General features: G+C 69.7%; 18 protein-coding genes and 3 tRNA genes. 19 read left to right on the top strand and 2 right to left on the bottom strand.

Annotated features, from left to right (window positions below; genetic code table 11):
* Positions 1–31: 31 nt before the first annotated feature.
* Positions 32–1,441, bottom strand: a complete 1,410-nt coding sequence (locus tag EGM46_RS05910) for a PLP-dependent aminotransferase family protein (RefSeq protein WP_125099236.1) — start codon at positions 1,439–1,441, stop codon at positions 32–34.
* Positions 1,442–1,588: 147 nt separating this feature from the next.
* Between EGM46_RS05910 and EGM46_RS05905 the strand changes: the two genes are divergently transcribed.
* The 5 genes from EGM46_RS05905 to ruvC all read left to right on the top strand — a co-directional run bounded on the left by EGM46_RS05905 (position 1,589) and on the right by ruvC (position 6,145).
* A complete protein-coding gene (locus tag EGM46_RS05905) occupies positions 1,589–2,062 on the top strand; it encodes a GNAT family N-acetyltransferase (protein WP_125099235.1) in 474 nt (157 codons plus the stop codon).
* A gap of 133 nt (positions 2,063–2,195) precedes the next feature.
* Positions 2,196–4,163, top strand: coding sequence for a threonine--tRNA ligase (thrS, locus tag EGM46_RS05900; protein WP_125099234.1), 1,968 nt, complete (start codon positions 2,196–2,198; stop codon positions 4,161–4,163).
* Positions 4,164–4,204: 41 nt separating this feature from the next.
* A complete protein-coding gene (locus EGM46_RS05895) occupies positions 4,205–4,708 on the top strand; it encodes an HIT family protein (protein ID WP_125099256.1) in 504 nt (167 codons plus the stop codon).
* Between the two features lie 50 nt (positions 4,709–4,758).
* Positions 4,759–5,523, top strand: a complete 765-nt coding sequence (locus EGM46_RS05890; RefSeq protein ID WP_125099233.1) for a YebC/PmpR family DNA-binding transcriptional regulator — start codon at positions 4,759–4,761, stop codon at positions 5,521–5,523.
* Between the two features lie 28 nt (positions 5,524–5,551).
* Positions 5,552–6,145 (top strand): crossover junction endodeoxyribonuclease RuvC, encoded by a 594-nt coding sequence (ruvC, locus tag EGM46_RS05885; RefSeq protein ID WP_125099232.1) that lies wholly within the window; start codon positions 5,552–5,554, stop codon positions 6,143–6,145.
* Between the two features lie 168 nt (positions 6,146–6,313).
* On the opposite strand, the gene EGM46_RS05880 is transcribed toward ruvC, so the two are convergent.
* On the bottom strand, positions 6,314–7,147 hold the full coding sequence (locus EGM46_RS05880) for a trimeric intracellular cation channel family protein (protein WP_241156208.1): 834 nt from the start codon (positions 7,145–7,147) through the stop codon (positions 6,314–6,316).
* Positions 7,148–7,403: 256 nt separating this feature from the next.
* On the opposite strand from EGM46_RS05880, the gene recO reads away from it, so the two are divergent.
* The 14 genes from recO to clpX all read left to right on the top strand — a co-directional run bounded on the left by recO (position 7,404) and on the right by clpX (position 19,898).
* A complete protein-coding gene (recO, locus tag EGM46_RS05875) occupies positions 7,404–8,126 on the top strand; it encodes a DNA repair protein RecO (protein ID WP_125099230.1) in 723 nt (240 codons plus the stop codon).
* Positions 8,127–8,136: 10 nt separating this feature from the next.
* Complete coding sequence (locus EGM46_RS05870) at positions 8,137–8,925, top strand: isoprenyl transferase (RefSeq protein ID WP_125099229.1); 789 nt, start codon at positions 8,137–8,139, stop codon at positions 8,923–8,925.
* A 21-nt stretch (positions 8,926–8,946) separates the two neighbouring features.
* On the top strand, positions 8,947–10,134 hold the full coding sequence (gene dusB, locus EGM46_RS05865) for a tRNA dihydrouridine synthase DusB (RefSeq protein WP_125099228.1): 1,188 nt from the start codon (positions 8,947–8,949) through the stop codon (positions 10,132–10,134).
* Complete coding sequence (locus tag EGM46_RS05860; RefSeq protein WP_125099227.1) at positions 10,127–11,383, top strand: deoxyguanosinetriphosphate triphosphohydrolase; 1,257 nt, start codon at positions 10,127–10,129, stop codon at positions 11,381–11,383. The genes dusB and EGM46_RS05860 overlap by 8 nt, the downstream gene beginning before the upstream one ends.
* An 86-nt stretch (positions 11,384–11,469) precedes the next feature.
* Positions 11,470–13,338: a DNA primase gene (gene dnaG, locus EGM46_RS05855; protein ID WP_125099226.1), complete on the top strand. Its 1,869-nt coding sequence runs from the start codon at positions 11,470–11,472 to the stop codon at positions 13,336–13,338.
* Between the two features lie 127 nt (positions 13,339–13,465).
* Positions 13,466–14,314 carry an ATP-binding cassette domain-containing protein gene (locus tag EGM46_RS05850; RefSeq protein ID WP_125099225.1) on the top strand — a complete coding sequence of 283 codons (849 nt, stop codon included), beginning with the start codon at positions 13,466–13,468 and terminating at the stop codon, positions 14,312–14,314.
* 108 nt (positions 14,315–14,422) lie between these two features.
* A tRNA-Asn gene (locus EGM46_RS05845) sits at positions 14,423–14,495 on the top strand.
* Between the two features lie 55 nt (positions 14,496–14,550).
* On the top strand, positions 14,551–15,168 hold the full coding sequence (locus EGM46_RS05840) for a gamma carbonic anhydrase family protein (protein WP_125099224.1): 618 nt from the start codon (positions 14,551–14,553) through the stop codon (positions 15,166–15,168).
* Positions 15,169–15,212: 44 nt separating this feature from the next.
* A tRNA-Gly gene (locus EGM46_RS05835) sits at positions 15,213–15,286 on the top strand.
* 130 nt (positions 15,287–15,416) lie between these two features.
* Positions 15,417–15,494, top strand: a tRNA-Pro gene (locus EGM46_RS05830).
* 61 nt (positions 15,495–15,555) lie between these two features.
* A complete protein-coding gene (tig, locus tag EGM46_RS05825; protein ID WP_125099223.1) occupies positions 15,556–17,070 on the top strand; it encodes a trigger factor in 1,515 nt (504 codons plus the stop codon).
* A gap of 33 nt (positions 17,071–17,103) precedes the next feature.
* Positions 17,104–17,814 carry an ATP-dependent Clp protease proteolytic subunit gene (locus tag EGM46_RS05820; protein ID WP_277425212.1) on the top strand — a complete coding sequence of 237 codons (711 nt, stop codon included), beginning with the start codon at positions 17,104–17,106 and terminating at the stop codon, positions 17,812–17,814.
* A gap of 27 nt (positions 17,815–17,841) precedes the next feature.
* Positions 17,842–18,513 (top strand): ATP-dependent Clp protease proteolytic subunit, encoded by a 672-nt coding sequence (locus tag EGM46_RS05815; protein WP_125099222.1) that lies wholly within the window; start codon positions 17,842–17,844, stop codon positions 18,511–18,513.
* A 113-nt stretch (positions 18,514–18,626) separates the two neighbouring features.
* A complete protein-coding gene (gene clpX / locus EGM46_RS05810) occupies positions 18,627–19,898 on the top strand; it encodes an ATP-dependent Clp protease ATP-binding subunit ClpX (protein ID WP_125099221.1) in 1,272 nt (423 codons plus the stop codon).
* Positions 19,899–20,052 lie beyond the last annotated feature (154 nt).

The following is a 20,052-nucleotide window of genomic DNA, read 5'->3' as shown; positions in this document are numbered from 1 at the left end:
TCGACGCGAGCGCGCCGGGTTTGAGTGGGGACTACGGTTCCTTGAGTGCGTGCGTCGGGGCGCCCGCGAGGAGCGCGCCGAGCCGCCGGGCACCCTCGGCGAACTGCGCCGGGGTGCCGGCACCGTAGGAGAAGCGGAGATGCGCGGCCGGCGGCTCGTCGACGAAGAAGTGCGCGCCGTTCCCGACGAGCACACCGGCGGCGTCGGCCGCGGCGCACACGGCGCCCGTGTCCGCGTCGAGCGGCAGGCGCGCCCAGACGTGGAGGCCACCGCGGGGCACCGAGACGACCCGCACGGCCGGCACCGACTCCGCGAGCGCGGCGAGCAGCGCGTCGCGGCGCTCCGCGAGCGCTGGCGCGAGGCGGGCGAGGTGTCGCGGCCACGCGCTCGAGGTGAGGAGGCCGAGCGCGGTCTCCTGCACGAGAGGCGCGACCCCGAGATCCTCGGCGGTGCGCGAGGCGCGGAGCCGCGCCGCGGCAGGCCCACGCGCAACGAGCGCCCCGAGGCGCAGCCCGGGCGACGCGGGCTTCGCGAGCGTCAGGACCGAGACGACGTGGCCGTCCGGCGCGGCGGTGAAGAGCGGGGGCGGGGTGGGGGCGTCGATCCCGAGGTGCCTCGCCCAGTCGTCCTCGATGATGAACGCACCGTACGCAGCCGCGAGTTCGAGCACGCGTGCGCGGCGCTCGGGGCTGAGCGTGGCGCCCGTCGGGTTCGCGAAGCCGGGCTGCAGATACACGAGGCGCGCGCCCGTGCGCCGCAGCTCGTCCTCGAGCCGGTCGACGAGGATGCCGTCGGCGTCGCTCGGCACCGGGGCGAGCCGCAGCCCGCTGCTCTGCGCGGCGAGGATCGCGCCGGGGTAGCTCGGGCTCTCGGTGATGAGCGTCGCGCCGGGCTCGGCGAGCGTCCGCATCGCGAACACGAGCGCCTGCTGGCCGCCCGCGGTGACGAGCACCTCGCTGGGGTCGGCGCGGTAGGGCGCCGCGAGCACGCGGCGCAGCTCGGGGGAGCCGGTGGGCGGCGTCATCGCCCACGCGCGCTGGTGCTTCCCTGCGCGCGCCGCGATCCGCTGGAGCTCCTCGGCCGGCGTGAGCTCGGGCGCGAGGTACCCCCAGCTGAGCGGCAGGTGGTCCGCCCCGCCGTACCCGCCGAGGCGCGCGGCTCGATCGGGATCGATGCGCGCCCCGCCGAGCGCCTGGGTCTGCCAGGTGAAGTCGGGCTCGCGCTGCGTGCTGCGGTCGAGCACGAAGGTGCCGCGGCCGGGCTCGGCGCGCATGAGCCCGAGGGCGGTGAGTTGGGCGAGCGCCGCGGAGACCGTTGCGGCGCTGGCGCTGAACTCGCTCGAGAGCGCGCGCACGCCCGGCAGGCGCGTCCCCGCGGGGAGCTCGGCGATCCGAGCGCGCAGCTGCGCGGCGATCTCGGCCGCTCTGTTATCCTGAATCATGAAGCTAGTCAATAACGTTACTGGGTTTTCGGCAAGTGCGTTACGCACGCAGCGCGGGCCGCCGGCGTGGTCGAGGATCCGCAGCCAGGATCCCGATCTGATTCCGCGCCGCACGGCGCATCACGACGCACACGTAAAGGACCAGCCTTGTCGACCACCGCACACACCATCGTTCGTTTTCTCAGCCCGGCAGACGAGCCGCGCTGGCGCGCACTCTTCCGCGCGTACCGGGAGTTCTACCGCCTGCCCGAGTCGGAGGAGGTGGTGTCGCGCGCGTGGGGCTGGTTCATGGACCCGCGCCACGAGTGCGCCGCCCTCGTCGCCGAGGTCGACGGCGAGGTGCTCGGCTTCGCGCACCACCGCCGCTTCTCCTCGCCGTACACCGGCACCAGCCACCTGTTCCTCGACGACCTCTTCACCGACCCCGCGGCGCGCGGCCGTGGGGTGGGACGGGCGCTGATCACGCGGCTGCGCGAGATGGCGGCCGCCGAGGGGCGCGCCGGCGTGCAGTGGGTCACCGCCGCCGACAACCACCAGGCGCAGGCGCTCTACGACACGCTCGCCACGCGCGCGAGCTGGATCACGTACGACGCCCAGCCGCTCGCCGGCACCGCGGCCTAGCGCTTGCGCTGCCCGCCGTTCGCCGCGCGTCCCGACGCTTCCGCGGGGCGCGCGGCCGGCGTGCATGCACTCCCCGGATCCTGCGCGATAGAATTGCGTGGTCCGGTTTCTTTCTCCGAAGGAGTGTGCCCACGTGGCCGATGGCTTCTCCCTGTTCACTGATCGATCCGTTGTCGCGATGCGCGTCAATGGCGAGCTGCGCGACCTTGCGACCGAGGTCACGGAGACGGACACGGTGGAGCCCATCGCAATCGACACGGAGGACGGGCTGAACATCCTCCGCCACTCGGCCGCGCACGTGCTCGCCCAGGCGGTGCAGCGCATCAACCCGGAGACCACGCTCGGGATCGGCCCGCCCATCACCGACGGGTTCTACTACGACTTCGATCCGGCTGAGCCCTTCACGCCCGAGGACCTGAAGGCGATCTCCAGCGAGATGCAGAAGATCGTGAAGCAGGGCCAGCGCTTCGTGCGCCGCGTCGTGACCGAGGACGAGGCGCGCGCCGAGCTCGCGGGCGAGCCGTACAAGCTCGAGCTGATCGGGCTCAAGGGCGGCGCCGACGCCGGCACCGACAACGAGAGCGTCGAGGTCGGCGGTGCCGAGCTGACGATCTACGACAACGTCGATCCCAAGACCGGTGAGGTCTGCTGGAAGGATCTCTGCCGCGGCCCGCACGTGCCCAACACGCGCATGCTCGGCAATGGGTGGGCGCTCATGCGCAGCGCCGGCGCGTACTGGCGCGGCAGCGAGGCGAACCCGATGCTGCAGCGCATCTACGGCACCGCGTGGCCGACGAAGGACGAGCTGCGCGCCTACCAGACCCGCCTCGAGGAGGCTGCGAAGCGCGACCACCGCAAGCTGGGCGTCGAGCTCGACCTCTTCTCCTTCCCCGACGAGATCGGCTCGGGGCTCGCGGTGTTCCACCCGAAGGGCGGCATCATCCGCCACGAGATCGAGAACTTCATGCGCTCGGAACTGCTGAAGAACGGCTACGAGGTGGTGAACAGCCCGCACATCACGAAGGGCTCGCTCTTCGAGACCAGCCAGCACCTCAACTGGTACAAGGACGGGATGTTCCCGGCGATGCACCTCGACGAGGTCGTCGACGCGGAGGGCAACGTCACGAAGCAGGGCCAGGACTACTACCTGAAGCCCATGAACTGCCCGTTCCACAACCTCATCTTCCGTGCGCGCTCGCGCAGCTACCGCGAGCTGCCGCTGCGCCTCGCCGAGTTCGGCACCGTGTACCGCTACGAGAAGAGCGGCACGCTGTCCGGCCTCACCCGCGTGCGCGGCCTCACGCAGGACGACGCGCACATCTACGTCACCGACGAGCAGGTGAAGGGCGAGATCAAGACGCAGCTGGAGTTCGTGTTCGACACGCTGCGCGCGTACGGCCTCAACGACTTCTACCTCGAACTCTCCACGCGCGACCCCGAGAAGTCGGTCGGCACCGAGGAGCAGTGGGCCGAGGCGGAGCAGACGCTGCGCGAGGTGGGCGAGGAGTCGGGCCTCGAGCTCGTCGCCGATCCCGGTGGTGCGGCGTTCTATGGCCCGAAGATCTCCGTGCAGGCGCGCGACGCGATCGGCCGCACTTGGCAGCTCTCCACCGTGCAGCTCGACTTCAACCAGCCCGAGCTGTTCGAGCTCGAGTACGCGGCGGCGGACGGCACGCGCAAGCAGCCCGTCATGATCCACCGCGCACTCCTCGGCTCGGTTGAACGGTTCTTCGCGATCCTGCTCGAGCACTACGCCGGCGCGTTCCCGGTGTGGCTGTCGCCGACGCAGGTGGTGGGCATCCCCGTCGCCGAGCAGTACGGCGAGTACCTCGACGAGGTCATCGCGCAGCTGCGGGCACGCGGCGTGCGCGCAGAGGTCGATCACTCCGACGACCGCATGCCGAAGAAGATCCGCACGCACACGAAGGCCAAGATCCCATTCCAGCTGATCGCGGGCGAGGAGGATCGCGCGGCCGGCGCCGTCTCCTTCCGGTTCCGCGACGGCACGCAGCTGAACGGTGTGCCCGTCGCCGAGGCGATCGAGCGGATCGTGGGCTCGATCGAGTCGCATGAGCAGGTGTCGACGGCGTGGACCGCATAGAAGACCTCGGTTCCACCGCGGCGGTGGGCACCCCAGACGACATGGCTCGGCTGTGGGTGCCCCACCGCATGGTGTACGTGCAGGATCACCACCAGCCGACCCAGCACGACTGCCCGTTCTGCGAGGCGCCAACGAAGGGCGACGAGGACGCGCTGATCGTCGCGCGGGGCGAGCGCGCGTACGTGATCCTGAACCTGTTCCCCTACAACGCCGGCCACATGCTTGTGTGCCCGTATCGCCACATCGCGAGCTACGACGAGGCGACGCCCGCGGAGGTCGCCGAGATTGGCGCGCTCACGCAGCGCGCGATGCGGGTGGCTCGCGAGGTGCTGGGCTGCGACGGTTTCAACCTCGGGATGAATCAGGGCGCGATCGCGGGGGCGGGTGTCGCCGCGCACCTGCACCAGCACATCGTGCCCCGGTGGGCGTCTGACGCAAACTTCTTCCCGATCATCGCGAAGACGAAGGCAATGCCTCAGCTGCTGGGCGAGGTCCGGGAGAAGCTCGCGACGGCGTGGGCAGATCCCCCGGATGGTGCCGCGTAGCGGCCACGCACCCACAGACTTGAACCGACAGACACACGAAGGAGTCCCCAATGTCCGGACACTCCAAATGGGCAACAACGAAGCACAAGAAGGCCATCCTTGACTCGCGGCGCGCGAAGGCGTTCGCGAAGTACATCAAGGTGATCGAGGTCGCGGCGCGCATTGGTGGTGCCGACCTCGCGGGCAATCCGGCCCTCGCCGACGCGGTGCACAAGGCCAAGAAGAACTCCGTCCCCGGCGACAACATCGAGCGCGCAATCAAGCGCGGCGCCGGGCTCGACGGTGACGCGGTCGAGTACACCACGATCATGTACGAAGGCTACGGCCCGAACGGCGTCGCGCTGATGATCGAGTGCCTCACCGACAATAAGAACCGCGCGGCGGCAGAGGTGCGCACCTCGCTGAGCCGCAACGGTGGTACGCTCGCCGATCCCGGTTCGGTCGCCTACAACTTCGCCCGCAAGGGCGTCATCTCCGTGCCGGCTGCCGGCACGACCGAGGATGACGTGCTGATGGCCGTGCTCGAGGCCGGCGCGGAAGAGGTGACCCCTGCTCCCAACGGCGAGTCGTTCGAGGTGATCACCGATCCCTCCGAGCTCGTCGCTGCGCGCACCGCGCTCGTCGAAGCCGGGATCGACTACGACTCGGCCGAGGCGGAGTTCGTGCCGAATCTGAAGGTGGAGATCGACGCGGACACCGCGCGCAAGGTGTTCCGCCTGATCGATGCACTCGAGGACAGCGACGACGTGCAGAACGTGTTCTCGAACTTCGACCTCACCCCCGAGGTGCAGGCGCAGCTCGCGGACAACGAGTAAGCCCATTCCCACTGCGGCGCCCCGCCCCATGCGCATCATTGGTATCGACCCCGGCCTCACCCGCTGCGGCGTCGGCATCGTGACCGTTGGGGCGCGGCGCCGCGTTGAGTTTTCGCACGTCGAGGTGCTCGGCAGCCCGGCCGGCGCGAGCCTGCCCGCCCGGCTGCACCAGATCGGCTCGGGGATTCGCCGCCTGCTCGACGGCGAGCGGCCCGACGGCATCGCGCTCGAGCGCGTGTTCGCGCAGAGCAACGTCGCGAGCGTCATGGGCGTTGCCCAGATCAGCGGGGTCGTCATGTACCTCGCCGAGGAGCGCGGGATCCCGGTCGCGCTCTACACTCCGAACGAGGTGAAGTCGCAGGTCACCGGGTACGGTGCGGCGGACAAAGCGCAGGTCACCACGATGGTGACGCGCCTGCTCGGGCTCGCGGCTCCGCCGAAGCCGGCCGACGCCGCCGACGCGCTGGCGCTCGCGATCACGCACGCCTGGCACCTGGGCCGCGGCGGGGCGGCCGACCGGCAGGGCGCTGGTGCTGCGCCTGCGGCGGAGACCCCGGCGCAGCGCGCCTGGCGCGAGGCTGAGGCGAAGCTCGGCCGCCGCAGGAGCGGCCCCCGCTCTTAGTGGGGTTGTGTGGGGCTTACCCCCTTGCCTCCCCAGTCCACCTCAATCGAGAAGTGGCAAACCGACCCTTCAGCGGCCCGAAGCGTCGGTTTGCCACGTTTCGAGTTGGGTTCGTGGGGTGCGGGAGGCCCATGGCACACCCAGAGCTTAGCCAGGGCGTAGCCCTGGCTATGCCCGGGGCGTGCCATCCAGGAACGTGTCCTCTGGGGGGTCCTGGTGCCTGCCACGAGGGGCGCCGCCCTCGTGCGCACCATCCTCACGCTCGAGCGACTCGTCGCGGAGCTCAGAGAGGTCAAGGGGCAGGGTGATCGCGCCGGTCGCCAGTGCTTCCTCGATCGCCTGCTCGACCTGCCGCTGCCGCCGCAGCCGAATCCGGCTGAGCGCGCGCTGCTCCGGGAGGCTCCACCCGAACCGCACGGACAACAGCCGAACGACCGCGGTGACCCCGACGCAGACGAGACCCGCGACAAACACGTCGACCTGGAACGCGAGCAGGATGGCGAGGGTGGATACCCCGGCGAGGCTCGCCACCGCGTACAGCGATCCGACGTGCATGAGCGCGATCGGGATGTTGAGCATGACGTCGCGGAGCACGCCGCCGCCAACCGCTGAGACGGTGCCGATGAAGAGGGCCGGCACGACGGGCATCCCGAGCGCGAGGGCCTTCGTCGTGCCGATCGCGCCGAACATCCCGATGCTGAGCGCGTCGAGCACGGTGATCACCGGGTCGACCTTCTGCAGGAGGCGCGGCAGCAGCATGCCGACGAACGCCGCAAGTGTCGCGACGACGAGGTACAGGTTCTCCGAGAACGCGGCCGGCGTCACGCCGAGCAGGATGTCGCGCAGGAAGCCGCCGCCGATCCCGGACGCGATGCCGATGATCGCGACGCCGAGGAGGTCGATGCGCTTGAACCCGGCTGCGAACATCGCGCCCTGCAGGCTGCCGACGCCGACCGCGATCAGGTCGATGGGCAGCGGGGTCCGGAAGGTCTCGTCAAGCACCCCTCCATTCTCGCGCATGCCAGGTGCGGCGGCCGCTCGCCCCACCTCCCGCAGCAGAAACCCCACCTTCCACCGGAGAAATCTGGAATCTCGGAGCCATACGCACGCAGGCCTCCGAGATTCCAGATTTCTCCGCCGGGGTGGGGAGGGATTGGGGTCGGGGGTCGGGAGCCGGGGCCCGGGGGCCGGGGGCCGGGGGCCGGGCGCAGCCGGGCGGCGCGCCGCCCGTGTCAGCGGTGTGCGGGATACTGGAGAGGTGCCCCTCTATCGTGAACAAGGCGTGGTGCTCCGCACGCACAAGCTCGGCGAAGCCGACCGCATCGTCACGTTCCTCACGCGCGGTCGGGGAGTGCTGCGCGCCGTCGCGAAGGGGGTGCGGCGCACCTCATCGAAGTTCGGGGCGCGGCTCGAGCCGTTCATGGTGGCGGAGCTGCAATGCTTCGAGGGCCGCACGCTCGACACGATTACGCAGGCGGAGACGGTGGGCGCGTACGGGCCGGCGATCAGCGCGGACTACGAGCGCTACCGCGCGGGCAGCGTCATGGTGGAGGCCGCGGAGAAGCTGGCCGAGGGAGACCCGACGCCGGCCTTCTACGCGCTGCTGGTCGGGGCGCTTCGCACCCTCGCCGCGGCGATGATCCCGAGCGAGCTCGTGCGCGACGGCTACCTGCTGCGTGCCCTCGCCCAGGCCGGCTGGACCCCCGGGTTCGCGGACTGCGTGCGCTGCGGCGCCCCAGGCCCGCACACCGCGGTCGTGGTGCAGCTGGGCGGCGTGGTGTGCGAGGAGTGCCGCCCGCCAGGAGCCCCGCGTCTCGACCCCGGCAGCATCACCCTGCTGCGGGCGCTCCTTGCGGGCGACTGGGACACCGCCCTCGCGGCGTCCGAGCGCGAGCGCGGCCAGGCGGCGGGGATCGTCGCGGCGTACACGCAGTGGCACCTGGAGCGTGGCTTGCGCTCCTTCTCCACGCCGCGGCTTTAGAATCGGAATCATGTTCTCTGCCCCCGACGCACTCGTACCGGTCGACTGGACAGGGGCAACGCCGCCCAGCTTCGCTGGCCCAGCCCCGAAGCACGTCGCCATCGTGATGGACGGCAATGGCCGGTGGGCGAACCAGCGCGGACTCTCCCGCGTCGAGGGGCACCGCATGGGGGAGCAGGTGCTACTCGACGTGGTGGCCGGCGCGATCCAGGTCGGCGTGACGCACCTCAGCGTGTACGCGTTCTCCACGGAGAATTGGCGGCGCTCGCCCGACGAGGTGCGCTTCCTGATGGGCTTCAACCGCGATGTGCTGCGCCGCCGCCGCGCGCAGCTGCACGCCTGGAACGTGCGCATGCGCTGGGCCGGCCGCAAGCCGAAGCTGTGGGGCTCCGTGATCAGTGAGCTGCGCGCGTCCGAGCGCGAGACCGCGAACAACACGGGGCTCACCCTCACGATGTGCGTGAACTACGGCGGACGAAACGAACTCGTTGACGCGGTGCGCGCGATCGCGGCGGACGTGGAGAGCGGGCGGCTCACGCCGGGCGGGATCACCGAGCGCACGCTGGAGCGGCACCTCTACGTGCCTGAGCTGCCCGACGTCGACCTGTTCCTGCGGAGCTCGGGGGAGCAGCGCACCAGCAACTTCATGCTGTGGCAGTCGGCGTACGCGGAGATGGTGTTCCTCGACACGCTGTGGCCGGACTTCAACCGTGAGGAGCTGTGGCGCGCGATCCAGATCTATCACGCGCGGGATCGCCGCTTCGGCGGAGCTGTGGACACGCCGACCGCCGACGCCTGAGCATGAGAGAATAGGTCGGATATGACTGCCCAGACCCTCCCCGATTCCCGGCTCCGCATCGGCCCGCTCACGCTCGATGTGCCGGTCGTGCTCGCGCCGATGGCCGGCATCACGAATACCGCGTTCCGGCGCCTCTGCCGCGAGTACGGCGCCGGCCTGTACGTGAGCGAGATGATCACCAGCCGCGCGCTCGTCGAGCGCACCCCGGCCTCGCTCCGCCTCATCAAGCACCACGAGAGCGAGACGCCGCGCTCGATCCAGCTCTACGGGGTGGATCCGAAGACGGTGTCTGAGGCGGTGCGCTTCCTCGTCGATCAGGATCTCGCCGACCACATCGACCTGAATTTCGGGTGCCCGGTGCCGAAGGTGACGCGGAAGGGCGGCGGTTCGGCGCTGCCGTGGAAGCGTGACCTGTTCGAGGCGATCGTCACGGGCGCGGTGCGCGCGGCCGGCGACATTCCGCTGACCATTAAGATGCGCAAGGGCATCGATCAGGATCACCTCACGTACCTCGACGCGGCGCGTGCCGCAGAGGGCGCCGGGGTGGCCGCGATCGCGCTGCACGGTCGCACGGCGAACGAGTTCTACTCGGGCGAAGCCGACTGGGCGTCGATCGCCACGCTGAAGGAGACGATCACGAGCGTGCCGATCCTCGGCAACGGGGACATCTGGTCGGCGGAGGACGCGATCCGGATGGTGCGCGAGACCGGCTGCGACGGTGTCGTGGTGGGCCGCGGCTGCCTCGGGCGGCCGTGGCTGTTCGGCGATCTCGCGGCGGCGTTCCGGGCCGAGGCTGGTGAGCTCAGCCGGGAGGACGCGGAAGCGGCGATCGCGAAGCCACCGCTCGGCTTCGTGATGGACGCGATGCGCCGGCACACCGAGCTGCTCATCGAGTTCTTCGATGGCGAGGAGGATCGCGCCTGCCGCGATATCCGCAAGCACGTCGCCTGGTACTACAAGGGCTACGGCGTGGGCGGGGACACGCGCCGCGCGCTCGCCACGGTCGAGTCGCTCGCGCAGATGGATGAGATCTTCGCCACGATGGACGCGTCGATGCCCTACCCGGGTGAGGGCGCCGAGGGGCAGCGCGGTCGCGCCGGTTCGCCGAAGCGCGTGCACCTCCCGGACGGGTGGCTGAACAGCCGCACGAGCGAGGGCATCGACTTCGCCGATCTTGCTGAGGCTGAGCGGGACGATTCGGGTGGCTGAGGCGCTGCCCGAGGGGTACACCGCCTTCGATGCCGAGCGCTTCGTGCCGGAGACGCACGGCGGCGCACGCTCCGATTTCGCTCGGGATCGCGCCCGTGTGCTGCACTCGAGCTCGTGGCGCCGGCTCGCAGCGAAGACGCAGGTGCTGAGCCCCACCGCCGGCATCGACTTTGCGCGGAACCGCCTCACCCACTCGCTCGAGGTGGCGCAGATCGGACGCGAGCTCGCGGTCGCGCTCGGTCTCGCGCAGGACGTCGTCGATACCGCCTGCCTCGCGCACGACCTGGGGCACCCGCCGTTCGGGCACAACGGGGAGAAGGCGCTGAACGCGTGGGCGGTCGATGCTGGCGGCTTCGAGGGCAACGCGCAGACGCTGCGTCTGCTCACCCGGCTCGAACCGAAGCGCTTCGCCGCCGACGGTGCGAGCCTCGGCCTGAACCTCACGCGCGCGACGCTCGATGCGAGCTGCAAGTACCCGTGGAGCCTCGCCGAGGCCGATGCCGGCAGCGTGAAGTTCGGCTACTTCGCCGACGATGAGCCGGTGTTCGCGTGGCTGCGCCAGGGCGCGCCAGCGCGCGTGAAGTGCGCCGAGGCGCAGGTGATGGACCTCTCCGACGACATCGCCTACTCGGTGCACGACTTCGAGGACGCCGTCGTGAGCGAGTACATCGACCCGGAGATCCTGACGGCGCGCTCCGGCCACGACTCGCTGATTCGCGCGGTGTCGGAGTGGGCGGGCGGCTCGTTCTCGAGCGATGAGCTCGGGGCGGCGTACGATCGCATCGCCGCGACCGACACCTGGTTGACGCGCTGGGACGGCTCGCGCGGCCACCAGGCGCAGCTGAAGAACTTCACGAGTGACATGATCGGCCGCTTCGCGCGCGCGTCGATCTCGGCGACGCTCGCTGAGGCGGATGGGCGCCCGCTCGCGCGGTACGGCTCGAGCGTGGTCGTGCCCGCCGAGATCCGCGCCGAGATCGCGGTGCTGAAGGGGATCGTCGCGGCGTTCGTGATGGCGAGCGGTAGGCGGCAGCCCACCTACCAGCGCCAGCGTGATCTGCTCACCGAGCTCCTCGAGGCGCTGTGGGCGGCGGGGGAGCGCTCGCTTGAGCCGGCGTTCGCCGCCGACTTCCGAGCCGCAGCCGACGAGGCCGGCGCGCGCCGCGCTGTGGTGGATCAGGTGGCCTCGCTCACCGACCAGGCGGCGATCGCCTGGTACAAGGAGCACTGCGACGTTCCGCTCGTGTGAGGCTGGGGTGCGCCGCGCGCGCCACCCGCGCTGCCCGCTGTGGACATCCGCCGCGGCTGTCCCGTCGCGGCACTAAGCTGGCGGGTATGGCAGGCAGGATCCGCGCGAGCGACATTGAGGAAGTGAAGCGACGCACGAACCTCGGTGACCTCGTCGGGGACTACGTCACCCTGAAGAACGCCGGCATCGACTCGATGAAGGGGCTCTGCCCCTTCCACGACGAGCGGAGCCCGTCCTTCCACGTGCGCCCAGCGCTCGGGTACTACCACTGCTTCGGCTGCGGCGAATCGGGGGACGCGTTCACGTTCCTGCAGCGCATGGACCACCTCACCTTCGCCGAGTCGGTCGAGCGGCTCGCCGCGCGCATCCACTACGTCCTCACGTACGAGGAGGGCGGGTTCCAGCGCGAGGACGGTCCGAACCGGGCCAGGTTGCTCGCCGCGAATCAGGCGGCCGCGGCGTTCTACGTCGGCCAGCTCGCGAGCGAGGAGGGCGGCGCGGGGCGGGCGTTCCTTGAGCAGCGCGGCTTCGACCCGGCCGCCGCGGAGCGCTTCGGTGTCGGCTACGCGCCCCGCGGCTGGAGCGGCCTCACCGACCACCTGAAAGCGCAGGGCTACACCCCGGCGGAGCTCGCACAGGCCGGGCTCGTGTCGGAGGGGCAGCGCGGGGTGTACGACCGATTCCGCGGCAGACTCGTGTGGCCCATCCGCGACACGAGCGGGCAGACGATCGGCTTCGGCGCCCGTAAGCTGTATGAGGACGACAACGGCCCGAAGTACCTGAACACGCCGGAAACGCCGGTCTATCACAAGTCGCAGGTGCTGTACGGCCTCGACCTCGCGAAGCGCGCGATCTCGCGCGGCAAGCGCGCGGTGGTGGTCGAGGGGTACACCGACGTGATGGCGTGCCACCTCGCCGGGATCGACACGGCGGTCGCCACCTGTGGCACCGCGTTCGGCAAGGAGCACATCTCGGTGCTGCGCCGGATCATGGGCGACGACGCGGCGGCCGAGGTGGTGTTCACCTTCGACCCGGACGAGGCCGGGCAGAAGGCTGCGCTCCGCGCGTTCAGCGAGGAGAAGCGCTTCACCGCGCAGACCTACGTCGCGGTGGCGCCGGACGGCTACGACCCGTGCGACCTCCGACTGCACCGCGGCGATGAGGCCGTGCGCGAGCTCTTCACGCGGAAGCAGCCGCTCTTCGAGTTCGCGCTGCGGCAGGCCGTTGCGCGCTTCGACCTGAACTCGGTGGAGGGGCGCGTTTCGGCGCTCCGCGCCGCGTCCCCCATCGTCGCGGAGATCAAGGATCCCTCGCTGCGGCCTGCGTATGTGCGGCAGCTCGCGAAGATGCTCGCGGTTGATATTTCAGATGTTCAGCCGTTTGTTCGGAATACCGAACGCAGGGGTAGCGGAGCGAATGGACAGCGACTGCCCGACCCTGCCCACGACCCCGGCCCAGCCGGGGGCGCGCCAGCGGCTCCCGTGCTCGGGATCGCTGCGCTGCGCAATCTGCCCACCACGCGGCTCGAGCGCGACGCGCTCATGGCGATGCTGCAGCAGGGCGAAGCGATCGGCGCCGAGCTGCTGCAGCAGGCCGCGACCGCCCAGGTGAACGAGCCGAACCTCCGCCTGGTGCGCGACGCGATCGCGGCGGCGCTGCCGGCGCTCGGCACGCCCGAGTGGCTCGACGCGGTCTCCGCCGCCACGCCCGAGACGCACCGCGGACTGTTCCGCGAGCTCACGATGCTCCCGATGCCCGAGCGGCGGCCCGAGCAGCTGGCCGTCTACGCGCGCGACGTGGTCGTGTCGCTGCTCGATCGGGATCTGGTCGGGTTGAAGCAGGAGCTGCTCGCGCGCATGCAGCGGATCGGTGATTCGTCCGATCCGGGGTCTCGTCGCCTCCAGGAGCAGCTTGTCGCGCTGGAAGCCGCACGCCGGGGGCTTCGCGAGGAATGAACACGTCGCGCGCCCAGCGCTCCCGCGCATCCGTCGTCCCCTAGGCTTGCGCTCACGGGCACTTCCGCGCACGCGCAGGGGGATCGCCCAGCACCGCCCCATCCGTCCACCCCGAGGAGACAAGCCCGTGGCTCATCCCAACCTCGACGCGGCCCCCGCGATCCGCGTTTCCGACATCTCGCTCTCCTACCCGGCGCACGCCGGGGGGAGGGAGTTCGAGGCAGTGGAGGGCGTGAGCTTTGAGGTGGGACGCGGCGACGTGATGGCGCTGCTCGGCGAGAGCGGCTCCGGGAAGTCGACGATCGCGCGCTTCCTCGCCGGCCGCGCGCTCGACGCGGGGGAGAAGGCCGCCCGGATCAAGCTCACGGGCGGCGCGGCGACCGTGCTCGATGTGCCGATGCGCCGACTCGGGCGACGCAGCAGGAGCCGGCTGACCGCCTACGTCGGCCACCTCGCGCAGGACGCAGGCGCCACCCTCACCCCCGAGCTCAACGTCGGCGACATCCTGTTCGAGCCCATCGCCGAGCGCAGTCGGGACTTCGATCGCGAGGCGCTCGGCGAGGTCGTCGCCGAGATGATGGACATCGTCGCCCTGCCGCTCGCGAAGCTGCAGGAGTACCCGTATGAGCTGTCCAAGGGGCAGCGCCAGCGCGTCGCGGTGATGCGCTCGCTGATGCTCAACCCGACGGTGCTCATCGCCGACGAGCCCACGCTCGGCGTCGACGCGAACAACCGCCCGCGCATTGTCGAGCTGCTGCGGTGGTACCGCGAACGCACGCAGGCGACGATGCTGCTCATCAGCCACGACATCGGCATGCTCGAGGCGCTCGTGCAGGAGGTGCTCGTGATGCAGCAGGGCCGGCTCGTCGGCCACGGGGAGATCAACGAGATCTTCCGCACCGCCGATCACGGCTACGTCCAGCGGCTCGCGCAGGCGCTGCGCGCGACGGCGTACGACGAGATCGCTGAGGAATAGCGGGAGTGCGCCGCGGTGGCGCGGCACGCCCGGCGTCCCCGGGGAGTGCGGCCCGATTTGCGTCCCGTTTCTCCGCCTTGGTACGATAATCAGGTTGCAACGCAATGATCCCCTGTAGCTCAGTTGGCAGAGCGCTTGACTGTTAATCAGGATGTCGCTGGTTCGAGCCCAGCCGGGGGAGCGATACGGCCCTCACCGAACGGTGGGGGCCTTTTGCGATCTGCGGGGAGGCAGACATGAGCGAATCGCACACCACGCAGCCGGCGGCCAGCGCGGGCGCGGATCCTCAGTCTCGGCTGCACGGCCTCGTGATCCCGCTCGATCCGGTGCGGACCCCGCGCCTGGCGGGTGGGGTGTGGCTCGCGCCAGGCGCCGTCGTTGTGGGCGATGTCGTGCTCGCCGAGGAGGTGAGCGTCTGGTACAACGCGGTGGTCCGCGGCGACTCCGACGTTGTCCGCATCGGGCCGCGCACCAACCTGCAGGACGGTGTGGTGGTGCACACCCAGAAGGGCGACCCCGCGGTGATCGGCGCTGATGTGTCGGTGGGGCACAACGCGACCATTCACGGCGCGACGATCGAGGCCGGCTGCCTCGTCGGCATGGGGGCAACGGTGCTCAGCGGTGCGACCGTCGGGGCCGGGGCGCTCATCGCCGCCGGCGCGCTCGTGCCGCAGGGAGTGTCCGTGCCGGCGCACAGCCTCTTCGCCGGCGTGCCGGGGCGGGTGATCCGGGAGCTGCGGCCCGAGGAGCGCGCGGGCGTGCGCGACAACGCCGCGAACTATCTGCAGTACACCGAGCATCACGCCGAGGCGACACGCGAGCACCGTCGGGAGAATCGCGACGGCGGCGACTGATGCACTATGCTCGGTGGGGTGCTTCGGCACCTGGTGACCCACTCGGGGATGTAGCTCAATGGTAGAGCCTCAGTCTTCCAAACTGATTACGCGGGTTCGATTCCCGTCATCCCCTCCACCTGAAACCCCTGCTTCGTGCGGGGGTTTCGGGTTTTGTGGCGCGAAGTGCGCCACCCAGCATGTTTCGGCTAGACTTGCTCGGGTTGCGCGCAACACGCGCGTTCCAGCCGAACGACCAGCATGGTTTTCGGGGCGTAGCTCAGCTTGGCTAGAGCGCCCGCTTTGGGAGCGGGAGGTCGCAGGTTCGAATCCTGTCGCCCCGACCAGGGTCATCCGATCCGACACAGGCTGAAATGCAGCACGATTTCCGATCATTGAGAGGCCAAATTGCCGAAGACGACAGCTGAGAAGCTCACTCCGACCCGCGCCAAGCTGAGCGTCGAGGTCACGCTCGATGAGCTGGAGCCGTACCTGAAGCAGGCGTACAAGACGATCTCGGAGCAGGTCTCGATCCCCGGCTTCCGCAAGGGCAAGGTGCCCGCGCCGATCATCGATCAGCGCGTCGGCCGCGAGGCCGTCATCCAGGAGGCTGTCAACCACTCGCTCGACGACTTCTACCAGGCAGCGCTCGCCGAGTCGGATGAGCGCCCCATGGGCCGCCCCACCGCGGACGTGGCGAACTGGCCCGACGCGAAGGACCCGAAGAGCACGCTCGGTCTGGTCTTCGAGGTCGAGGTGCGCCCCGAGTTCACGCTCCCCAACTACGACGGCATCACGCTGACCGTCGACAACGCCGAGGTCGATGACGCCGCGGTGGACGCCGAGCTGCTCAAGCTCCGCGAGCGCTTCGGCACCCTCGTGACCGTCGATCGCCCCGCCAAGACCGGCGACTTCGTCGAGCTCGATCTCGTCGCGACCGTCGACGGCGAAGAGGTCGACCAGGCGCAGGGCGTCTCCTACGAGGTGGGCGCTGGCAACCTGCTCGAGGGCACCGATGAGGCCGTTGAGACGCTCACCGCTGGCGAGTCGACCACGTTCTCCTCGCAGCTGCTCGGCGGCGAGCACGAGGGCCGCGACGCCGAGGTGTCGCTGACCCTCACCGCCGTCAAGGAGCGCGAGCTCCCCGAGGCCGACGACGAGTTCGCGCAGCTCGCGAGCGAGTTCGACACGATCGCTGAGCTCCGCGAGAGCCTGAAGGATCAGGCGGCTCGCGCCAGCGTCTTCGCGCAGGGCCAGCAGGCGCGCGATCTCTTCACCGAGACCCTCATCGAGCAGGCCGGCATCCCCGTGTCGGAGGAGCTCGTCGAGGAGGAGGTGCACCGTCACCTCGAGGGTGAGGGTCGCCTGGAGGACGACGAGCACCGTGCAGAGGTGCGCGTCTCCTCGGAGAAGCAGATCCAGCTCCAGCTGCTGCTCGACGCGATCGTCGAGGCCGAAGAGGTCACGCCGACGCAGAACGAGCTCACGCAGTACATCTTCCAGTCCGCGCAGCAGTACGGCATGGAGCCCACCCAGTTCCTCCAGGCGATCAGCCAGGGCAACCAGATGGGCGTCATCCTCGGCGAGGTCACCCGCAACAAGGCGCTCGCGATCGCGCTCGCGAAGGCGAACGTTGTCGACCAGAACGGCAAGGCGGTCGACCTGAGCGAGTTCACCGCGGTGGACACCGAGGACGAGGGCGCTGAGGACGAGGGCACCGAGGCCGCGGCCGAGGAGAAGCCCGCGAAGAAGGCTCCCGCCAAGAAGGCTGCCGCGAAGAAGGCACCGAAGGCTGACGCCGACGACGCCGCAGCGAGCGACGAGGAGGCCGCGAAGAAGGCCGCCCGCTCCGCCGCAGCGAAGAAGGCAGCCGCGACCCGCGCGGCGAAGAAGGCCGCCGCTGAGGCTGAGGCCGCAGAGTAGGCTTTCGCAGCTCGCGGGAACGCCCCGCACCCGATTTCGGGTGCGGGGCGTTCCCCGTTTTCGCGCAGGGCGTCGGCGCATGCGCCTAGGGCGAACACGGGCCCGAGCGGTCCCGCAACTCGGTACGCTCGAATCACGACCCAACGATTGGAGCGCCGAATGGCAGAACAGACGCCACCGAACAGCGTGTTCGAACGCCTGCTGAAGGATCGCATCATCTGGCTCGGATCCGAAGTTCGCGACGAGAACGCGAACGAGATCTGCGCGAAGATCCTGCTCCTGGCAGCTGAGGATCCCGAAGCGGATATCTACCTCTACATCAACTCGCCCGGCGGCTCGATCACCGCTGGCATGGCGATCTACGACACGATGTCGTTCGTGCCGAACGACATCGTCACCGTCGGCATCGGCATGGCGGCCTCCATGGGCCAGTTCCTGCTGACCGCCGGCACGAAGGGCAAGCGGTACATCACGCCGAACGCCCGCGTGCTGCTCCACCAGCCGCACGGCGGCTTCGGGGGCACCGCGAGCGACATCCAGACGCAGGCGCAGCTCATCACCTCGATGAAGAACCGTCTCGCCGAGATCACCGCTGCGCAGACCGGCAAGACGGTCGAGCAGATCAACGAGGACGGGGACCGGGATCGCTGGTTCTCCGCACAGGAAGCACTTGAGTACGGCTTCGTCGATTTCATCCGCGACTCCGCGTCGGATGTGGTCGGCGGCGGCGGGACGAAGCGCTAGAGCATGGGACAGGAAACGAGCCTTTCGATGAAGACCTCACACATGCCGCAGGCCGGCGGTTCCGGCCTCATGATGCCCGAGTCGCGCTACGTGCTTCCCTCCTTCGAGGAGCGCACCGCGTACGGCTACAAGCGCCAGGACCCCTATGCGAAGCTGTTCGAGGATCGCATCATCTTCCTCGGCGTGCAGGTGGATGACGCCTCGGCCGACGACGTGATGGCGCAGCTGCTCGTGCTGGAGAGCCAGGATCCCGAGCGGGACATCACCATGTACATCAACTCGCCCGGTGGTTCGTTCACCGCGATGACGGCGATCTACGACACGATGCAGTACATTCGCCCGCACGTGCAGACCGTGTGCCTCGGCCAGGCTGCCTCCGCGGCGGCGGTTCTGCTGGCTGGCGGCACGCCGGGCAAGCGCCTCGCGCTGCCGAACGCGCGCGTGCTGATCCACCAGCCCTCCACTGGCCAGGCGGGCCACGGCCAGGCGTCCGACATCGAGATCCAGGCGCGCGAGATCATGCGCATGCGCGAGTGGCTGGAGGAGACGCTCTCGAAGCACTCGAAGCGCTCGATCGAGGAAGTGCATCGCGACATCGACCGCGACAAGATCCTCAGCGCGCAGGAGGCGCTCGACTACGGTCTCGTCGACCAGGTGCTGACGAGCCGGAAGAACCCGCAGCCGGTCCTTCCGCAGTAGTCGACTCGGGCCCCGGGGAGCGCCCCGGGGCCCGCGGCGTGCCGTCCGCCATTGTCGGAGGTGCCCGCTATTCTCGATGGTGTTCCCCCGACCGAGTGTGAAGGAGCCTCAGCATGGCGAAGATCGGCGAAAGCAGCGAGCTGCTCAAGTGCTCCTTCTGTGGCAAGTCCCAGAAGCAGGTGCAGCAGCTCATCGCGGGGCCGCAGATCTACATCTGTGACGAGTGCGTCGCGCTCTGCAACGAGATCATCGAGGAGCGGCTCGCCGAGACGCAGACGAGCGAGGCGAGTGACTTCACGCTGCACAAGCCGCGCGAGATCTCGGACTTCCTCGACGAGTACGTGATCGGGCAGGATCGCGCGAAGCAGTCGCTCGCGGTTGCCGTCTACAACCACTACAAGCGGGTGCGCGCCGCTGCCGCGCTCACGAGCGCGGACGCGATCTCCGAGCAGGTGGAGATCGAGAAGTCGAACATTCTCCTGATCGGCCCCACCGGCTGCGGGAAGACCTACCTCGCGCAGTCGCTCGCGCGGCAGCTGGGCGTGCCCTTCGCGGTCGCCGACGCGACCGCGCTCACCGAGGCCGGCTACGTCGGCGAGGACGTGGAGAACATCCTCCTGAAGCTGCTGCAGGCCGCCGACTTCGACGTGCAGCGCGCCGAGACCGGCATCATCTACATCGACGAGATCGACAAGATCTCGCGCAAGGCCGAGAACCCCTCGATCACCCGCGATGTGTCGGGCGAGGGCGTGCAGCAGGCCCTCCTCAAGATTCTCGAGGGCACCGTCGCCTCGATTCCCCCGCAGGGCGGCAGGAAGCATCCGAACCAGGAGTTCCTGCAGCTCGACACGACGAACGTGCTGTTCATCGTCGCTGGTGCGTTCGCCGGGCTCGAGGAGATCATCGGTTCCCGCCTCGGGAAGGGCGGCATCGGCTTCGGCGCCCCCGTGTCCGCGCGCCGGGACGAGGAGAACCTCTTCGCGCGGGTCGAGCCGGAGGACCTGCACAAGTTCGGGCTCATCCCCGAGTTCATCGGCCGCCTGCCCGTCGTCGCGACCGTCGATCCGCTCGACGTCCCCGCGCTCACGCGCATTCTCACGGAGCCCCGCAACGCGCTCGTGAAGCAGTATCAGCGCATGTTCGAGCTCGACGGCGTGAGCCTGGAGTTCGAGGACGCTGCGCTGGAGGCGATCGCCGAGCAGGCGGTCGAACGGAAGACGGGCGCCCGTGGCCTCCGCTCCATCCTCGAACGCGTGCTCGGCTCGGTGATGTTCGAGGTGCCGTCGAGCGACGAGGTGACGAAGGTCATCGTGACGCGCGAGGCGGTGCTCGGCGAGTCGGGCCCGCGCGTGCTGCAGGCGCGCGGCGGTCGCGAGAGCGCCTGACGGGTAGTTTCGGCGAGAACCCGTGGCGCGTGCGCTGACGTGCGCGTCGAAGCGGTGGGCCCACGTCTCGTCCCGCTACTCCCGTGTTGCCGGGCTGCGGAGGCCCGCTGAACCACCGCTTGATCCTCCTAACTGTCTACAGGTACCATGGTGC

The sequence above is a fragment of the Leucobacter chromiireducens genome (assembly GCF_003917135.1).
In the GTDB taxonomy this organism is placed as follows: Bacteria; Actinomycetota; Actinomycetes; order Actinomycetales; family Microbacteriaceae; genus Leucobacter; species Leucobacter chromiireducens_A.
The sequence above is the reverse complement of the archived record's forward strand: the minus strand, read 5'-3'. Positions and strand labels throughout refer to the sequence as shown.

What these genes read in the sequence shown, in the direction of transcription:
- EGM46_RS05910 (WP_125099236.1), bottom strand. Translation starts at nt 1,441, where the DNA reads ATGATTCAGGATAACAGAGCGGCCGAGATCGCCGCGCAGCTGCGCGCT.
- EGM46_RS05895 (WP_125099256.1), top strand. Translation starts at nt 4,205, where the DNA reads ATGGCTCGGCTGTGGGTGCCCCACCGCATGGTGTACGTGCAGGATCAC.
- EGM46_RS05890 (WP_125099233.1), top strand. Translation starts at nt 4,759, where the DNA reads ATGTCCGGACACTCCAAATGGGCAACAACGAAGCACAAGAAGGCCATC.
- ruvC (WP_125099232.1), top strand. Translation starts at nt 5,552, where the DNA reads ATGCGCATCATTGGTATCGACCCCGGCCTCACCCGCTGCGGCGTCGGC.
- EGM46_RS05870 (WP_125099229.1), top strand. Translation starts at nt 8,137, where the DNA reads ATGTTCTCTGCCCCCGACGCACTCGTACCGGTCGACTGGACAGGGGCA.
- dusB (WP_125099228.1), top strand. Translation starts at nt 8,947, where the DNA reads ATGACTGCCCAGACCCTCCCCGATTCCCGGCTCCGCATCGGCCCGCTC.
- dnaG (WP_125099226.1), top strand. Translation starts at nt 11,470, where the DNA reads ATGGCAGGCAGGATCCGCGCGAGCGACATTGAGGAAGTGAAGCGACGC.
- EGM46_RS05840 (WP_125099224.1), top strand. Translation starts at nt 14,551, where the DNA reads ATGAGCGAATCGCACACCACGCAGCCGGCGGCCAGCGCGGGCGCGGAT.
- EGM46_RS05815 (WP_125099222.1), top strand. Translation starts at nt 17,842, where the DNA reads ATGAAGACCTCACACATGCCGCAGGCCGGCGGTTCCGGCCTCATGATG.
- clpX (WP_125099221.1), top strand. Translation starts at nt 18,627, where the DNA reads ATGGCGAAGATCGGCGAAAGCAGCGAGCTGCTCAAGTGCTCCTTCTGT.